The 15,319-nt window shown below is 43.3% G+C and carries 15 protein-coding genes and 1 tRNA gene; 15 read left to right on the plus strand and 1 reads right to left on the minus strand.

Annotated features, from left to right (window positions below):
- Positions 1 to 36 precede the first annotated feature (36 nt).
- The 6 genes from KFE17_12880 (at position 37) to KFE17_12905 (ending at position 7,154) form a co-directional block, all read left to right on the plus strand.
- Entirely contained in the window at positions 37 to 951 is a 915-nt protein-coding gene (locus tag KFE17_12880; protein QUO33715.1) for an ABC transporter permease, read from the plus strand.
- Positions 952 to 963: 12 nt separating this feature from the next.
- A complete protein-coding gene (locus KFE17_12885) occupies positions 964 to 1,998 on the plus strand; it encodes an ABC transporter ATP-binding protein (protein QUO31721.1) in 1,035 nt (344 codons plus the stop codon).
- Complete coding sequence (locus KFE17_12890) at positions 1,998 to 2,981, plus strand: ATP-binding cassette domain-containing protein (protein QUO31722.1); 984 nt, start codon at positions 1,998 to 2,000, stop codon at positions 2,979 to 2,981. The genes KFE17_12885 and KFE17_12890 overlap by 1 nt, the downstream gene beginning before the upstream one ends.
- Positions 2,982 to 3,023: 42 nt before the next feature.
- Positions 3,024 to 4,724 (plus strand): peptide ABC transporter substrate-binding protein, encoded by a 1,701-nt coding sequence (locus KFE17_12895; GenBank protein ID QUO31723.1) that lies wholly within the window; start codon positions 3,024 to 3,026, stop codon positions 4,722 to 4,724.
- Positions 4,725 to 4,881: 157 nt separating this feature from the next.
- Complete coding sequence (locus tag KFE17_12900; protein QUO31724.1) at positions 4,882 to 5,997, plus strand: amidohydrolase family protein; 1,116 nt, start codon at positions 4,882 to 4,884, stop codon at positions 5,995 to 5,997.
- On the plus strand, positions 5,997 to 7,154 hold the full coding sequence (locus KFE17_12905; protein ID QUO31725.1) for an amidohydrolase family protein: 1,158 nt from the start codon (positions 5,997 to 5,999) through the stop codon (positions 7,152 to 7,154). The genes KFE17_12900 and KFE17_12905 overlap by 1 nt, the downstream gene beginning before the upstream one ends.
- Positions 7,155 to 7,247: 93 nt before the next feature.
- Here the strand turns inward: KFE17_12905 and KFE17_12910 are convergent, their stop codons facing one another.
- The gene (locus KFE17_12910; GenBank protein ID QUO31726.1) at positions 7,248 to 7,886 is read right to left on the minus strand and encodes a TetR/AcrR family transcriptional regulator; all 639 of its coding nucleotides are present in this window, start codon (positions 7,884 to 7,886) and stop codon (positions 7,248 to 7,250) included.
- 182 nt (positions 7,887 to 8,068) lie between these two features.
- On the opposite strand from KFE17_12910, the gene KFE17_12915 reads away from it, so the two are divergent.
- From KFE17_12915 to KFE17_12955, 9 genes are all read left to right on the plus strand, one after another.
- Complete coding sequence (locus KFE17_12915) at positions 8,069 to 10,222, plus strand: RNA-binding transcriptional accessory protein (GenBank protein QUO31727.1); 2,154 nt, start codon at positions 8,069 to 8,071, stop codon at positions 10,220 to 10,222.
- A gap of 12 nt (positions 10,223 to 10,234) precedes the next feature.
- The gene (gene tsaE, locus KFE17_12920) at positions 10,235 to 10,660 is read left to right on the plus strand and encodes a tRNA (adenosine(37)-N6)-threonylcarbamoyltransferase complex ATPase subunit type 1 TsaE (GenBank protein QUO31728.1); all 426 of its coding nucleotides are present in this window, start codon (positions 10,235 to 10,237) and stop codon (positions 10,658 to 10,660) included.
- 87 nt (positions 10,661 to 10,747) lie between these two features.
- On the plus strand, positions 10,748 to 11,455 hold the full coding sequence (gene tsaB / locus KFE17_12925) for a tRNA (adenosine(37)-N6)-threonylcarbamoyltransferase complex dimerization subunit type 1 TsaB (protein QUO31729.1): 708 nt from the start codon (positions 10,748 to 10,750) through the stop codon (positions 11,453 to 11,455).
- 56 nt (positions 11,456 to 11,511) lie between these two features.
- A complete protein-coding gene (gene rimI / locus KFE17_12930) occupies positions 11,512 to 11,979 on the plus strand; it encodes a ribosomal protein S18-alanine N-acetyltransferase (GenBank protein ID QUO31730.1) in 468 nt (155 codons plus the stop codon).
- Between the two features lie 77 nt (positions 11,980 to 12,056).
- Positions 12,057 to 12,287: a hypothetical protein gene (locus KFE17_12935; protein ID QUO31731.1), complete on the plus strand. Its 231-nt coding sequence runs from the start codon at positions 12,057 to 12,059 to the stop codon at positions 12,285 to 12,287.
- Between the two features lie 5 nt (positions 12,288 to 12,292).
- Positions 12,293 to 13,204 (plus strand): ribonuclease Z, encoded by a 912-nt coding sequence (locus KFE17_12940; protein QUO31732.1) that lies wholly within the window; start codon positions 12,293 to 12,295, stop codon positions 13,202 to 13,204.
- A gap of 13 nt (positions 13,205 to 13,217) precedes the next feature.
- Entirely contained in the window at positions 13,218 to 14,246 is a 1,029-nt protein-coding gene (gene tsaD / locus KFE17_12945; protein QUO31733.1) for a tRNA (adenosine(37)-N6)-threonylcarbamoyltransferase complex transferase subunit TsaD, read from the plus strand.
- A gap of 26 nt (positions 14,247 to 14,272) precedes the next feature.
- Positions 14,273 to 14,980 carry a 2-C-methyl-D-erythritol 4-phosphate cytidylyltransferase gene (ispD, locus tag KFE17_12950; GenBank protein QUO31734.1) on the plus strand — a complete coding sequence of 236 codons (708 nt, stop codon included), beginning with the start codon at positions 14,273 to 14,275 and terminating at the stop codon, positions 14,978 to 14,980.
- A 119-nt stretch (positions 14,981 to 15,099) separates the two neighbouring features.
- Positions 15,100 to 15,185, plus strand: a tRNA-Ser gene (locus KFE17_12955).
- Positions 15,186 to 15,319 lie beyond the last annotated feature (134 nt).

The raw sequence follows: 15,319 nt of genomic DNA on the forward strand, positions 1-15,319 counted from the left end.
GAGATGAGCGAGAATACGAAAAACAATATGGAAGATATGTCTCTTGCAGATGACTTATTCGAGCGTGTCGGTACGAAAGGATTATCTGGGGAGGAACTTGGAAAGAAATCTCTCACATACTGGGCTGATGTATGGAGAAGATTTCGTGAAAATAAGCTGGCGCTGTTTGGTATGATCCTGCTTGTGGCGATCATTATCCTTCTATTTGTCGGACCGATGATCTCAGGAAAAGACTATCAGTACATTGACGCTTCAAAGAAAGATATGCTGCCGAACTCTGAATACTGGTTCGGTACAGATGATATGGGGCGTGACTTATTTACCCGCGTCTGTGTCGGAGGACGTATTTCAATTTATATTGGACTTTGCTGTACAGTCGTAATGTTTGTGATCGGTGCTCTTGTAGGAGCACTCGCAGGTCTGAAAGGCGGACTGGTAGATGACATTATCATGAGAATCTGTGAATTTGTCGGAAACCTGCCGTACTTGATCATTGTTGTTATTCTTTCTATTACATTGGGACGAAGCCTTTTCTCCCTTGTTTTTGCGATGTCATTGACAGCCTGGGTTGGAACGGCGCGAATGGTGCGAGGCCAGATTCTTCAGATCAAGGAACAGGATTATGTGCAGGCTGCTAAGGCGCTTGGAGCAGACACGAAAAGAATTATTATCAAACATTTACTTCCGAACACGCTTGGAATTATCATGGTAGATATTACAATGTCTGTACCCGGATTCATTTTCAGTGAGGCGTTCTTAAGTTATATCGGACTTGGAGTCAGACCGCCGGAAACAAGCTGGGGTGCTCTGGCAAGTGCCGGACAGCAGCAGCTAATGTTCTATCCGCACCAGTTATTTTTCCCATGTTTGCTGATCGTCCTGACGATTCTTTCATTCCATTTGATCGGTGACGGACTTTCAGATGCATTGGACCCGAAACTTAGACAGTAGGAGATCGTAAAAATGAGTGAGAAAATATTAGAAGTGAAAGATTTGCAAGTGAACTTCCGTACTTATGCAGGAATTTCACACGCAGTCAGAGGCGTGGATTTCTACTTGAACCGTGGAGAAACACTTGCGATCGTTGGAGAGTCCGGATGCGGAAAGACAGTTACATCAAAAGCGATTATGGGGTTGCTTCCGGAATCGAATACAGATATTAAAAAAGATGGAGGATCTGCTATCTTATTCAATGGAGAGAATCTTCTTGATTACACAGAAAAGCAGATGACACAGGTCAGAGGACGTAAGATTTCTATGATCTTCCAGGATCCGATGACTTCTCTGAATCCGACAATGCGGATTGGAGAACAGATTATGGAGAGTATTTTAATCCATCATGATGTGAAGAAAGCAGAAGCTGAGAAACAGGCATTAGAAATGTTGGAACTGGTTAAAATCCCGAATGCGAAAGCCAGAATGAAACAGTATCCATTTGAGTTTTCAGGCGGAATGCGCCAGAGAGCAATGATTGCAGTAGCGCTTGCATGTAAGCCGGAGATTCTGATTGCTGATGAGCCTACGACAGCGCTTGATGTGACAATTCAGGCGCAGATCATGGATTTGATCGGTGAACTTCAGAAAGAATTGAATATGGCAGTGATTCTTGTAACACATGATCTTGGAGTGGTAGCCAGCGTAGCAGACCGAATTCAGGTAATGTATGCAGGTAAGATTGTAGAGAGAGGAACGGTAGACGAGATTTTCTATAAATCTACGCATCCGTATACAAGAGCATTGTTAAGCTCCGTGCCGAAGATTCATACAAATAATAAAGAGACATTATACTCTCTGAAAGGAACTCCTCCGGATCTGATTAATCCTCCGGTTGGATGCTCTTTTGCACCGAGATGTGAATACGGTATGAAAGTTTGCCGTGAAAAATATCCGGACGTAACAAAATTCAGCTGCTCACAGGAGTGTTCCTGCTGGCTGCATCATCCGAAGGCTGATACGAAAGGACTGCCGGAAGGTATGATCAGAAGGGGGGCACAATAATGGCAGAGAAAAAAGAAGTTCTGATTGAAGTAAAAGATCTGAAAAAATATTTTAAAGTTGGAAAAAATGCTTATTTGAAAGCGGTAGATGGTGTTAACTTTAAGATTTATAAAGGAGAAACACTTGGTCTTGTTGGGGAATCCGGCTGTGGTAAAACAACATGTGGAAAGACCGTTATGGGACTCTATGATGCAACAGGCGGGCAGGTTATTTTCGATGGAACAGATATTCACAGTCTGAATAAGAAAGAAAAGAAAGAATTTACAAAACGTGCCCAGATTATTTTCCAGGATCCATATTCTTCTTTGAATCCGCGTATGACAGTAGGAGATATTATCGGAGAAGGAATTGATATTCACGGTTTGTACAAAGGAGAAGAGCGCACGAATAAAATCCATGAGCTGTTGGAACTTGTCGGATTAAATAAAGAGCATGCATCGAGATTCCCGCACGAGTTCTCGGGAGGACAGAGACAGCGTATCGGAATTGCAAGAGCTCTGGCAATTGAACCGGAATTTATTGTCTGTGATGAGCCGATTTCGGCGCTGGACGTGTCCATTCAGGCTCAGGTTGTCAATCTGTTGATTGAACTCCAGAAGAAAAAGAATCTGACATATTTATTTATTGCACATGACTTGTCAATGGTAAAACATATTTCAGACCGCGTCGGTGTTATGTATCTTGGAAATATGGTTGAGTTTGCGGCCAGTGATGAATTGTATTCTGAACCGCTTCATCCATATACGAAAGCTCTGATGTCAGCAATTCCGATTCCGGATCCGGAAGAAGAAAAGAGCAAGAAACGAATTCCGATCGAAGGAGAGATCCCTAGCCCGATCAACCCAAAACCGGGATGCAGATTTGCGGCAAGATGCCGCTATGCAACAGAAGCATGTATGAAAGATACGCCAGAGCTTCAGGAAGTGAAAGAAGGACATTTTGTAGCCTGTCACCGGGTAAAGGAATTAAATGAGAGTTTATAACAGCGTAAGCTGATTATAAAAAATAAAAGGAGGAATGTAACCATGAGAAAGAGAACAAAAATGCTTGCAGGTATTCTCGCAGCTGTATTAGTTGTCGGCTCCCTTGCCGGATGCGGCGGTGGCGGCGATGACAAAAAAAGCAGCGGAAGCGACGGCGCTAAGTCATCAGGAGCAGAAAAGGTATTCAACTACAGCACAAACAGTGTTATCGTTGGTCTCAACCCGATTCTGAATACAACGGCTCCGGATAATGAAGCGCATAACCTCATTTGTGATCCCCTCGTTAGAAACGTGGCTGCCAAGGATAACACAAGTGAAAGTATTCCTGCAGCAGCAGAGAGTTGGGAAGTCAGCGAAGACGGACTGACATGGACATTTAAGATCCATGAAAATGCAAAATGGAGCGACGGAGAGCCGCTTACAGCAAAAGACTTTGAGTACACATTAAAGTTGATGGCAGATCCGAACACAGCAGCAGTAAATGCATGGCTGTTTGACGGTGTAATTGAAAGCTTCGGTGAAGCTCTCTATAACAATGGAAAGACACCAGATGATATCGCAGTTAAAGCAGTAGACGATACAACGCTTGAGATCAAGCTTGTTCACCCGGCATCCTACTTCCTTGAATTAGTCGGAAGCCTTTATCCGGTAAGACAGGACAAATACGAAGAGTGGGGCGAAGAATATGGTTCTTCTGCTGATAAGATCATCTGCAGCGGTCCTTATAAAGTAGAATCATGGAGCCAGAATACAGAATTTGTTGTTGCAAGAAATGAAAACTACTGGGATGCTGAAAATGTAAAACTGGATAAGATCGTTCAGAAAGTTATTCAGGAGTCCTCTACAGCTGTTCAGGCATTTATCAATGGTGAGATTGATAAGTGTGGAACATCTGACTCTAACTGGATTAAGACAGTAGAGGCTGCCGATATGTCTGAGACAATTACTGTTCCGGACAGCGCTCCAGAGTTCTTAATGTTCAACCTGAACAACCAGTACTTAGCTAACACAAAGATTCGCCAGGCAATTTCAGCAGCTATCGACCGTGAAGCATTAGTTGAAGCAATCTGGGATGGACGTGGACTTCCGCTTTACTCTGTAATGCCGGATACAATGAAAGTTGGAGAGAAAACATATACAGAGCTTGTAGATGGAAAGAACTACTTTGTTAAAGATCTTCAGAAAGAAGATCCGAAAGCGTTATTAGCAGAAGGTATGAAAGAACTCGGAATCTCTGATCCGTCAGAAATTAAAGTAAGTTACGCAAGCCGTGGTACAACGGAACTTTCTAAGAAGATGGCTGAGTGGTACAAACAGACGTGGGAAGAACAGCTTGGAATTACAGTAGAGATCGATATGATGGAATGGAACATCATGTGGGATAAGATCGACGCTGGTGACTATGACATCGCTTCCGGCGGATGGGGACCATACTATAATGAGCCAAGTGCAATCCTGACATTATTTGATCCGGATAACGGATACTTCAACGCAGACAAGACAGGATGGAAGAATGATGATGCTAAGAAATTCAAAGAACTTTGCGAAGAAGCAAAATTCATTGTAGATGATAAAGAGAAAGCAGAAATCTATCTGCAGGCAGAAGAGCTTCTTGTTAAGAATGCACTGATCGCACCGGTATTCCTGTACGAATCACCAACATTCCTTGCAAGATATGTGAAGAACTATTATGTATCTACACAGGGAAGTGTTAACTGGGCAGCAGTTGATGTAGAGAAATAATATCAGTTTTTGTCGCCTGAAATGTATATTGCGGGGGAGCAATCTTTAAGGGTTGCTCCCCTTTTTAGGTGCAGGCCATTGCGATGAGAACAGTGTCTGCGCGGGAACGATCAGGCTGGATAAAAGAAAATGAAATGATAAAGGAGGAGATCAAGCAATGTATTTGATCAAAAACGGTAATGTCCATGTAGGAAATGGAACAGTACTTCCGGAGTGTGACATTCTGACAGAGGGAAAGGCGATCAAGGCAGTTGGGCGCGGACTGAGTGAAAGCGATGCACAAGTGATTGATGCAACAGGATGTGAGGTATTTCCGGGATTTATTGATCCGGTATCCAGTATTGGAGCAATGGGGATTCCGGGACGCTATTTTGACAATGATGAGCGGACGAATCCAATCACACCGGAAATGAATCTGCGTTACAGTATTGATCCGGATGAAGTCAACCGCCAGGAATTTTATAAAAGCGGTATTACGGCAATTGGAGCGGCGCCGACGAACAACAACCTGATGGGCGGACAGATTGCTGTCTGCAAGACTGCTCCTCAGAAAATGGGAGAACGTCTTGTGAAAGAACATGCAGGATTGAAATGCAGTGTGACAAGCAGTGTGAAAGAGACTTATGGCGATAACAGTCAGGTTCCGATGACAAAAATGGGGATTTTTCATTTGTTTGAAGAGACGCTTCGCGCTGCAAGAGAAGCAGAAGAAGAGAAACGTACAGATAAGCAGAAAGTGATTACAGATGTATTTGATAAAGAGAGTATGCCGCTGTTTGCTGCCGCTTCTACAAAAAATGAAATCGATGGGCTGCTGCATCTTCTGAAAGATGAGAAGGTACAGATTAACCTGGTTGACGCATTTTGCTTTGCGGATTCACTGAAACAGATTAAAGAAAAGAAAGTTGGAATTATTCTTGGAAATGTAAATAATATGTCTCAGATTGCCAAAAATGGAATGGATCTGTCGAAGTTAAATGATCTTGTGGAAAATGGAAACAGGGTTGCATTTACGAACACATGCGGAGGATGGTCTGAAGGACGCGAAGTATTTATCTGGAGTGCGATAGAGGCGTACAGAGCGGGCGTTCCGGCAGAAGAAGTCGTTAAGATGATGTGTCTGTATCCGGCAGAAATGCTCGGGATAGAGCAGAGACTTGGAACGATTGAAGCGGGAAAAGATGCAGATATTTCTGTATTCTCAGGACATCCGGTAACAACTTATGCGGCGAAAGTTGTACACAGTATTGTAAACGGGGAGGTGCTCTTCTAATGGCTAAGATACTAATTAAAGGTGGAACACTTTACACAATGACTGATGATGAGAAGAATATTTTTCAGGGAGATATTCTTCTGGAAAACGGAAAGATCAAAGCAGTAGCAGAACAGATCGAAGATGCTGATGCTGAGATAATTGATGCAGCAGGATGTTATGTGCTTCCGGGATTAATCGATGCACATTCTCACATTGGATTATTTGATTTTAATCATGATAAAAGTGTTGACGATGCCAATGAAATGACAGATCCGGTATCGGCGGCAGTTGATGCGCGATATGGTATGAATCCAAAGGCAAGAGAATTGAAAGTTGCTTATGAACATGGAATTACGTCAATCCTCTTTACACCGGGAAGCGGAGATGTTTTTTGCGGACAGCCATTTGTCGGAAAGACATATGGAGACAATATTTTTGAAATGACGGTAAAGGCTCCGGCAGCAGTCAAAATCGCGCTTGGAGGAAATCCGAAAAATACATTTGGAGATATGAAACGTCTTCCGATGACCAGAATGGGAGTAGCGCATGTTCTTTGGGATACGTTACGAAAAGCAAAAGAATATCTGGATAAGAAAGAAAAGGGAGAAAAACAGCCGTATGATGCAAATATGGAAGCAATTATCCCGGCGCTGCGAGGAGAGATCCCTTGTAAGATCCACTGTACACAGTACGATATGCTGACAGCGATTGAAGTTGCAAAAGCGTATGGCGTGCGGTTTTCTCTGGAGCATGCATGGGGAGCAACAGATTATCTTGATGAGATTGCAGAAAGCGGCTGTGACATTTGTTATGGACCGATCGCTACCTACCGTTCTCCGGGAGAACGCCGTAAAGTAGATGTAGAGGCCGTAAAGATGTTGGATGACCGCGGAGTAAATGTTGCGATTATTACAGATTCTCCTATTCTGAGCGAGGAGTCTTTATATCACCATATTGGTGAGGCAGTGCGCGAGGGATTATCACAGGAGCGGGCAGTGCGTATGGTTACGATCAATCCGGCCAGACAGCTTGGATTGGAAGATCGTCTTGGAAGTCTGGAAGCAGGAAAAGATGCGGATGTGATTGTGATGAAAGGTCGTCTTGGACTTGATACAGACGCAAAAGTTTTGTACACAATTATGGATGGAAATGTGATCTATCGCAGGGAAGTCTAGGTAATACAAAAGTTTTATAAAATAAAAACTGTGGCATGCAGCCGGAGAATGTTTGAGAATTTCTCCCGACAGTATGCCGCAGTTTTTTGTTTGTTAAGGCTGTGAAATAGAAGAAAACAGTCCATCCAGATAGGTTCCGATGGAACGTCTCAGATTTGCCTCGATGTCAGGCTGTCCTGAGCGCATGCTCCATTCAAATACATTTCCGATGACAAGCATGCGGATATCGGTTGTAACCTCCTCCAGATTCAGCGTATCCGGAAGAATATGATTGGCAATGGCTTTTTCCAGATAAGAGCGGACTGTTAGGATCGGATAAGGACGTTCCGTACGGCTCTCAGGGTTCAAAGCCTGATTTTTAGGCGTATAGTAACTGGCAAGAAAATCGACTCCCAGTTCACGGCAGTAGGAAGCATAATTCAAGTATACACGGATAATCTGTTCTCTGGCTTCTGAAAGAGAATTAGGAGCAGAGGAAAGTTCCGGCGGCAAAGCGGGCTGTTCTTCGATATAGTAGGAAAGCAGATCATCTTTTGTCTGAAAATGATGATAGAAGCTGCCGTTAGATACACCGGCCTCTTCGCATATATTTTTAATCGAGAGTGCTTCATAGCCTCTTTTTTGTAAAATAGTTTTGGCAGCCTGGAAAATACGAGCCTTAGTCCGCTGTGATTTCAGCTGCTGCCTGGAAAGTCCGTTTTCATTCTCGTCAATAGCAATAGAGTTATTCATGGCTCTTACCCTCCAACATTATGATATATAACTATAGCATAGCTTAGAGGAAAAGACAAGAAAAGAGAGTAAGCTCTGTTTTGCTGTCTTGCACAGAGAGAAAGTTCGGGATATAATGAAGTAAGAATGCGCTCAGAAGAGTCTGGCAGGCATTGAAAAGTTATGAGGAAAGGCAAGAACATATGGACATTAATCAAAAACTGACAGAAGAATTGCAGGTAAAGCAATGGCAGATAGATGCAGCAGTAAAACTCATTGATGAAGGAAATACGATTCCGTTTATCTCCAGATATCGTAAGGAGGCAACCGGCGCACTGAATGATGAGCAGCTTCGAAATCTCTTTGAGCGGCTTACCTATCTTCGAAATCTGGAAGAGAAAAAGGAACAGGTCATCGGAAGTATAAAGGAGCAGGGAAAACTTACGGATGAGCTGAAGAGACAGATTCTTGAAGCGGAGACACTTGTTGTTGTAGAAGATTTATATCGGCCGTATCGTCCAAAGAGGAGAACGAGAGCGACGATTGCAAAAGAAAAAGGGTTGGAACCATTAGCGGCACTGATTATGCTGCAAAATACAAAAGTACCATTGGAAGAAGCGGCAAAGGCGTATCTTTCAGAAGAAAAGGAAGTAAAGACTCAGGCAGATGCTATCCATGGAGCAATGGATATTCTTGCAGAATATATTTCTGATGAAGCGGATTACCGCATTTACATTCGTGATCTTACAATGAAACAGGGGAAACTTATTTCGACGGCTAAAAATCCGGAAGAGACTTCTGTGTATGAAATGTACTATGAATTTGAAGAACCGGTAAGTCGTCTGGCCGGTCACCGTATACTGGCGCTGAACAGAGGGGAAAAAGAGAAAGTGCTGACTGTCAAAATTGAAGCACCGGAGGAGAAGATTTTACAGTATCTTGAGAAAAAAGTTATTTCTTCTTCAAATCCATATACGACACCTGTGCTAAAAGAGGTGATCGAAGACAGTTATAAACGTCTGATCGGACCTGCGATCGAAAGGGAAATCCGAAACGAGTTAACAGAAAAAGCAGAAGACGGTGCGATCAGTGTGTTTGGAAAGAATCTTCAGCAGCTTTTAATGCAGCCGCCGATTGTTGGACAGGTGGTGCTCGGATGGGATCCGGCGTTTCGTACCGGATGTAAACTGGCTGTTGTAGATGCTACAGGAAAAGTGCTGGATACGACAGTTATTTATCCGACTGCGCCGACGACGCCTGCAAAGATCGCAGCAGCAAAAGATACGTTGAAAAAACTAATTAAAACATATCATGTAACATTGATTTCGGTTGGAAATGGAACGGCGTCCAGAGAATCTGAACAGATTATTGTGGAACTTTTAAAAGAGATTCCTGAGAAAGTGCAGTATGTTATTGTAAATGAAGCAGGGGCTTCCGTCTATTCTGCAAGTAAACTTGCAACAGAAGAATTCCCGAATTTTGATGTGGGACAAAGAAGTGCGGCATCAATCGCAAGACGGCTTCAGGATCCGCTGGCAGAGCTTGTGAAGATCGATCCGAAGTCTATTGGCGTTGGACAATATCAGCATGATATGAACCAGAAGAAGTTAAGCGAAGCGCTTTCCGGTGTTGTGGAAGATTGTGTAAACCGGGTGGGAGTAGACTTAAATACAGCTTCTGCACCATTGCTGTCATATATTTCCGGCATCAGCGGTACAATTGCTAAAAACATTGTTGCATATCGGGAGGAAAATGGAAGCTTTACTGACCGAAAACAGCTTTTAAAAGTAGCAAAGCTTGGCCCGAAGGCATTTGAACAGTGCGCCGGATTTATGCGGATTCAAGGGGGCAAGAATCCACTTGATGGAACAAGTGTACATCCGGAATCTTATGGGGCAGCAGAAAAATTGCTGGAGAAGCAAGGATTTGCAGCGGAAGATATCGCAGCAGGAAAGCTTGTGGGATTATCCCGCACGATCAAAGATTACAGGAAATTGTCTGAAGAGCTTGGTGTTGGAGAGATTACGCTTAGAGATATTGTAAAAGAACTGGAGAAACCGGCAAGAGATCCGCGAGATGAGATGCCGAAACCGATTCTTCGCACAGATGTGTTAGAAATGAAAGATCTGACGCCTGGAATGGTTTTGAAAGGCACTGTCAGAAATGTAATTGACTTTGGTGTATTTGTGGATATTGGGGTACACCAGGATGGACTTGTGCATATTTCACAAATTACTGATAAGAAATTTATCAAACATCCAATGGAAGTTGTGAGCGTAGGAGATATTGTAGAAGTGAAAGTAATGAGCGTAGATCTGGAGAAAAAGCGAATTCAGCTTACGATGAAAGGAATTTAGGTTGGTGGCAGAATGATAATAGAGACGAGAAGTGCCGAAGAAACATTTGAAGTAGGAAGAAAAATAGGAGAAGAGGCAAACGCCGGACAAGTGTTTACGTTGATCGGAGATCTTGGTGTGGGGAAAACCGTATTTACACAGGGACTTGCAAAAGGACTTGGAATAGAAGAACCGATCAGCAGCCCGACATTTACAATTGTGCAGGTTTATGAGGACGGGCGTCTTCCTTTTTACCACTTCGACGTATATCGAATCGGAGATGTGGAAGAGATGGAAGAAATCGGTTATGAAGACTACTTTTATGGAGAAGGTGTAACGCTGATTGAGTGGTCGAACCTGATTGAAGAAATACTTCCGAAACAGCGCACGGAAATTGTGATTGAAAAAGATCTGTCAAATGGATTTGATTACCGGAAGATTACGGTTGAAGTCATGTGACGAAGGATGACGTTGACGCAGACTTTCTTCCTGGGATATAATATGCGCATAAAATAACAATAAATATGATAGAAAGAAGTGAAGAACATGCGTATTTTAGCGTTGGACAGTTCTGGGCTGACGGCAACGATTGCAGTTATGGAAGAGACTCAGACTGTTGCAGAATATACAGTGAATTATAAGAAAACTCATTCGCAGACGCTTTTGCCAATGCTTGATGAAGTAGCGAAGATGATCGAACTTGATCTGGATACCATTGATGCAATTGCTGTTTCCGGAGGTCCGGGATCTTTTACCGGACTTAGAATCGGTTCTGCCACGGCGAAAGGGCTTGGGCTTGCTCTTGGGAAACCGCTGATTCATATTCCGACGGTGGATGGTTTAGCCTATAATCTTTATGGATGCAAAGGTGTCATCTGCCCTATGATGGATGCGAGAAGAAATCAAGTCTATACAGGAATCTATCGCTTTGAGGAGGAATTTGAGACGGTAGTACCGCAGGAAGCAGTTGCAGTATCTGAACTTGTAGAACAGCTGAATCAGCTTGGAGAGCCGGTAACATTTCTTGGAGATGGAGTACCTGTTTACGAAGAGATGTTGAGAGAAGGATTGAAGGTAGCGTATCGTTTTGCACCGCCGCATTTGAATCGGCAGAGAGCGGCAGCAGTCGGAACTCTGGCAATGAGATATCTGAGAGAGGGAAGAACTGAAACAGCGGCAGAGCATGAGCCGGATTATCTTCGAGTATCTCAGGCTGAACGGGAACGGGCAGAACGAGAAGGGAAAAATCTATAAGAAGATAAAGAAAGGTCTGTTTTCAGAGAATCGTAGAGAAAGTAAGAGGCGTACAGATGCAAAGGTGGTATGTAGAACCTACAGAGGAGCGTGAGATTGCAGCAATCGCGCAATTGGAAAAAGAAATTTTTCCTGATGCCTGGAGTGAAAGGGCAGTGAAGGAATCGTGGATACAGAATCAGACAATACTGCTGACATTGCGCGAAGGTGCAGAGAAACGCGTAATCGGATATGCAATTCTCTATTATGTGCTTGACGAGGCAGAGATTGCAAGAATCGCTGTCCGAAGTGAGACGAGAAGATGCGGTGCAGGGACATATCTCTTTTCAGAAATTTTGAGAATATGTAAGGAAAAGCAGATCGCAAAGATTCTGCTTGACGTAAGACAGAGCAATCAAGCGGCCATTGCGTTTTATCGAAGGCAGGGGTTTGCGGAAGATGGGATTCGTAAATGTTTTTATGAGCATCCGAAGGAAGATGCCGTTTTAATGAGTATGGAAACAGACTGCCAGATTATGCATTAGTTCCCAGTGGGAATTTTGTTTTTATTCTTATATAATGAAGCTGTAACGAAAGAATACAGTTTTTCAGGAGGAATCATATGCGTAATTATACAGTGAAAGAGACAAAAGAACTTACGAAAATTATATGTAACAGATGTGGGAAAGAAATTCCGGTCAGCAATGGGATTCCGGCAGAAGACGTACTTTCAGTGGAGAAGCGTTGGAATTACTTCTCAAACAAAGACAATGAAGAACATGCATTTGATCTGTGTGAGAAGTGCTATGATGAACTGGTTTCGGGATTTCGGATACCGATAGAGAGGAAATAGAAAACATGCTGGATGTTTGTTTATTAGGTACGGGAGGGATGATGCCCCTCCCATACCGCTGGCTGACTGCGCTGATGATGAGATTTAATGGCAGCAGCCTTCTGATTGACTGTGGCGAGGGAACACAGATTGCTATTAAAGAAAAAGGATGGAGTTTTAAACCGATTGATGTAATCTGTTTTACGCATTATCACGGAGATCATATCAGTGGGCTTCCGGGCCTGCTCTTAACGATGGGGAATGCGGACAGGAAGGAACCGTTGACTTTAATTGGTCCAAGAGGACTGGAACGGGTTGTGAATTCATTGAGAGTGATTGCGCCGGAACTTCCTTTCCCGATTATTTATAAAGAGATCACAGAACCGGAGCAGATATTTGAGATGAATGGTTATCGTCTGAAAGCATTTCGAGTGAACCATAATGTGATTTGCTATGGTTATACATTGGAGATTGACCGTGCCGGCAAGTTTGATGTGGCGCGGGCTGAGGCAAATGCCATTCCAAAGATGTTCTGGAAGCATCTGCAGAAGGGTGAGACAGTAGAAGATGCAGGGAAAGTTTATACACCGGATATGGTTCTGGGACCTGCACGAAAAGGAATTAAGCTTACATATACAACCGATACACGGCCAACGAATTCTATACGTGAGAATGCGGTGGACTCGGATCTTTTTATATGCGAAGGCATGTACGGAGAGAAAGAGAAGGCTCATAAAGCAGTGGAATATAAACATATGACATTTTATGAAGCTGCTCAGCTTGCTAAAGAGGCTCAGGTAAAAGAAATGTGGCTAACACATTATAGTCCGTCGCTGGCATATCCGGAAGATTATATGGAAGAAGTACGAAAGATATTCCCGGAGGCGAAAGCAGGAAGAGATCGTATGTCAGCAGAACTTGGATTTGAAGAGAAGTAGGAAGGCGTGGATTATGAACAATACAAAAGATATTTTAATATTGGCGATTGAGAGTTCGTGTGATGAGACTGCGGCAGCAGTTGTAAAAAATGGACGTGAAGTACTCTCAAATGTTATTTCATCCCAGATTGAACTTCATAAATTATATGGTGGGGTTGTGCCTGAAATTGCATCAAGAAAGCATATAGAGAAGATTAACCAGGTGATTGAGGAAGCGCTTTCTGTTGCCGGAGTGACGTTGGATGATCTGGATGCCATTGGTGTGACATATGGTCCGGGGCTTGTGGGAGCGCTCCTTGTCGGGGTTGCGGAAGCAAAGGCGATTGCTTATGCAAAGAAACTTCCGTTAGTGGGCGTACATCATATAGAAGGGCATATTTCGGCTAATTTTATTGAGAATAAAGAGTTGGAACCACCATTTGTCTGCCTTGTAGTATCCGGAGGGCATACACACCTTGTATGCGTAAAGGACTATGGGGAATATGAGATTCTCGGACGTACACGAGATGATGCGGCAGGAGAGGCTTTTGATAAAGTAGCCAGAGCCATTGGGCTTGGGTATCCGGGAGGGCCAAAGATTGATAAATTATCAAAAGAAGGAAATCCGGATGCAATTGCATTTCCGAGAGCACATATTGACGGAGCAGAGTATGACTTTAGCTTTAGCGGAGTGAAATCCGCAGTGCTGAATTATATTAACGGCTGTGCTATGAAAGGACAGGAATATAATCGTGCAGATATCGCAGCTTCTTTTCAGAAGGCAGTTGTGGATGTGCTTGTGGCAAATGCGATGCATGCAGTAGAACAGTATGGCTTAAAGAAATTTGCAATCGCAGGAGGGGTGGCATCCAATAGCACACTTCGCGCGGCAATGAAAGAAGCATGCGAAAGCCGGGGAATAGCGTTTTATTATCCGTCTCCGATTCTCTGTACAGATAATGCTGCCATGATTGGAGCGGCAGCTTATTATGAATTTATCAAGGGAACACGTCATGGATGGGATTTGAATGCAGTTCCGAATCTGAAACTTGGAGAAAGATAAACGTATCGATAGCGGAGGAGATTCAGATGGGAAAAAACAGGTGTGCAGCAATTGTTCTTGCTGCCGGTCAGGGTAAACGAATGGGTACCAAGATTCAAAAACAATATCTTGAATTGAATGGAAAGCCGGTAGTGTATTATTCACTGGCGGTGTTTGAAAAGTCACCTTTGATTGATGAAATTATCCTTGTGGTTGGCAAGGATCAAGAAACATATTGTCGCCGGGAGATTGTAGACAGATACGGTTTTCAGAAAGTAAAGCAGATTGTAGAAGGTGGAGCAGAACGATATCATTCTGTCTATCATGGACTTTGCAGTGTGAATAAAGCGACAGACTATGTATTTATTCACGATGGAGCGCGCCCGTTTGTGAATGAAGAAATGATCGAGAGAGCGTATGAGATGGTCTGCGTGGAAGGAGCCTGCGTTGTAGGAATGCCGGTAAAAGATACGATTAAAATTGTGGATGAACAATTATATGCAAGGGAAACTCCGCCGCGCAAAGACGTGTGGCTCGTACAGACTCCACAGGTATTTTCGTATCAGCTCGTTATGGAGGCGTATCAAAAGCTTCTGGAACGGGAAGGGGATCTGACCGTGCAGGTGACAGATGATGCTATGGTTGTAGAGGTGATTCTGGGGCATCCGGTCAAAATGGCGAAGGGATCTTATGAGAATATCAAGATTACAACACCTGAAGATTTAAAGACAGCAACAGCATTTATGGCAGAATGACATCCTGATAATTATAGTAAAATAAAAAAATGTAAAAAAGTTATTGACATTATAGTTATACTGTGATAAGATACATCTTGTCTTGAGCGGAACACTTAAGACAGACAACAACATATTGTGGAGAGGTATCGAAGTGGTCATAACGAGGCGGTCTTGAAAACCGTTTGTCCGAGAGGGCGCGTGGGTTCGAATCCCACCCTCTCCGTTGAAAAAAGAAATCCGAATGGATTTCTTTTTTTGCGTGTATAAACAGTGCCTTTGGAATGCGCTTAGAAAAAACGAAATTTATGCGGAAACAATAGATTTTTTCTCGGGAATTCAGTAAAATAAAAAAAGAGC

Origin of the sequence: Faecalicatena sp. Marseille-Q4148, assembly GCA_018228665.1 — a bacterium.
Taxonomy (GTDB): Bacteria; Bacillota; Clostridia; order Lachnospirales; family Lachnospiraceae; genus UBA9414.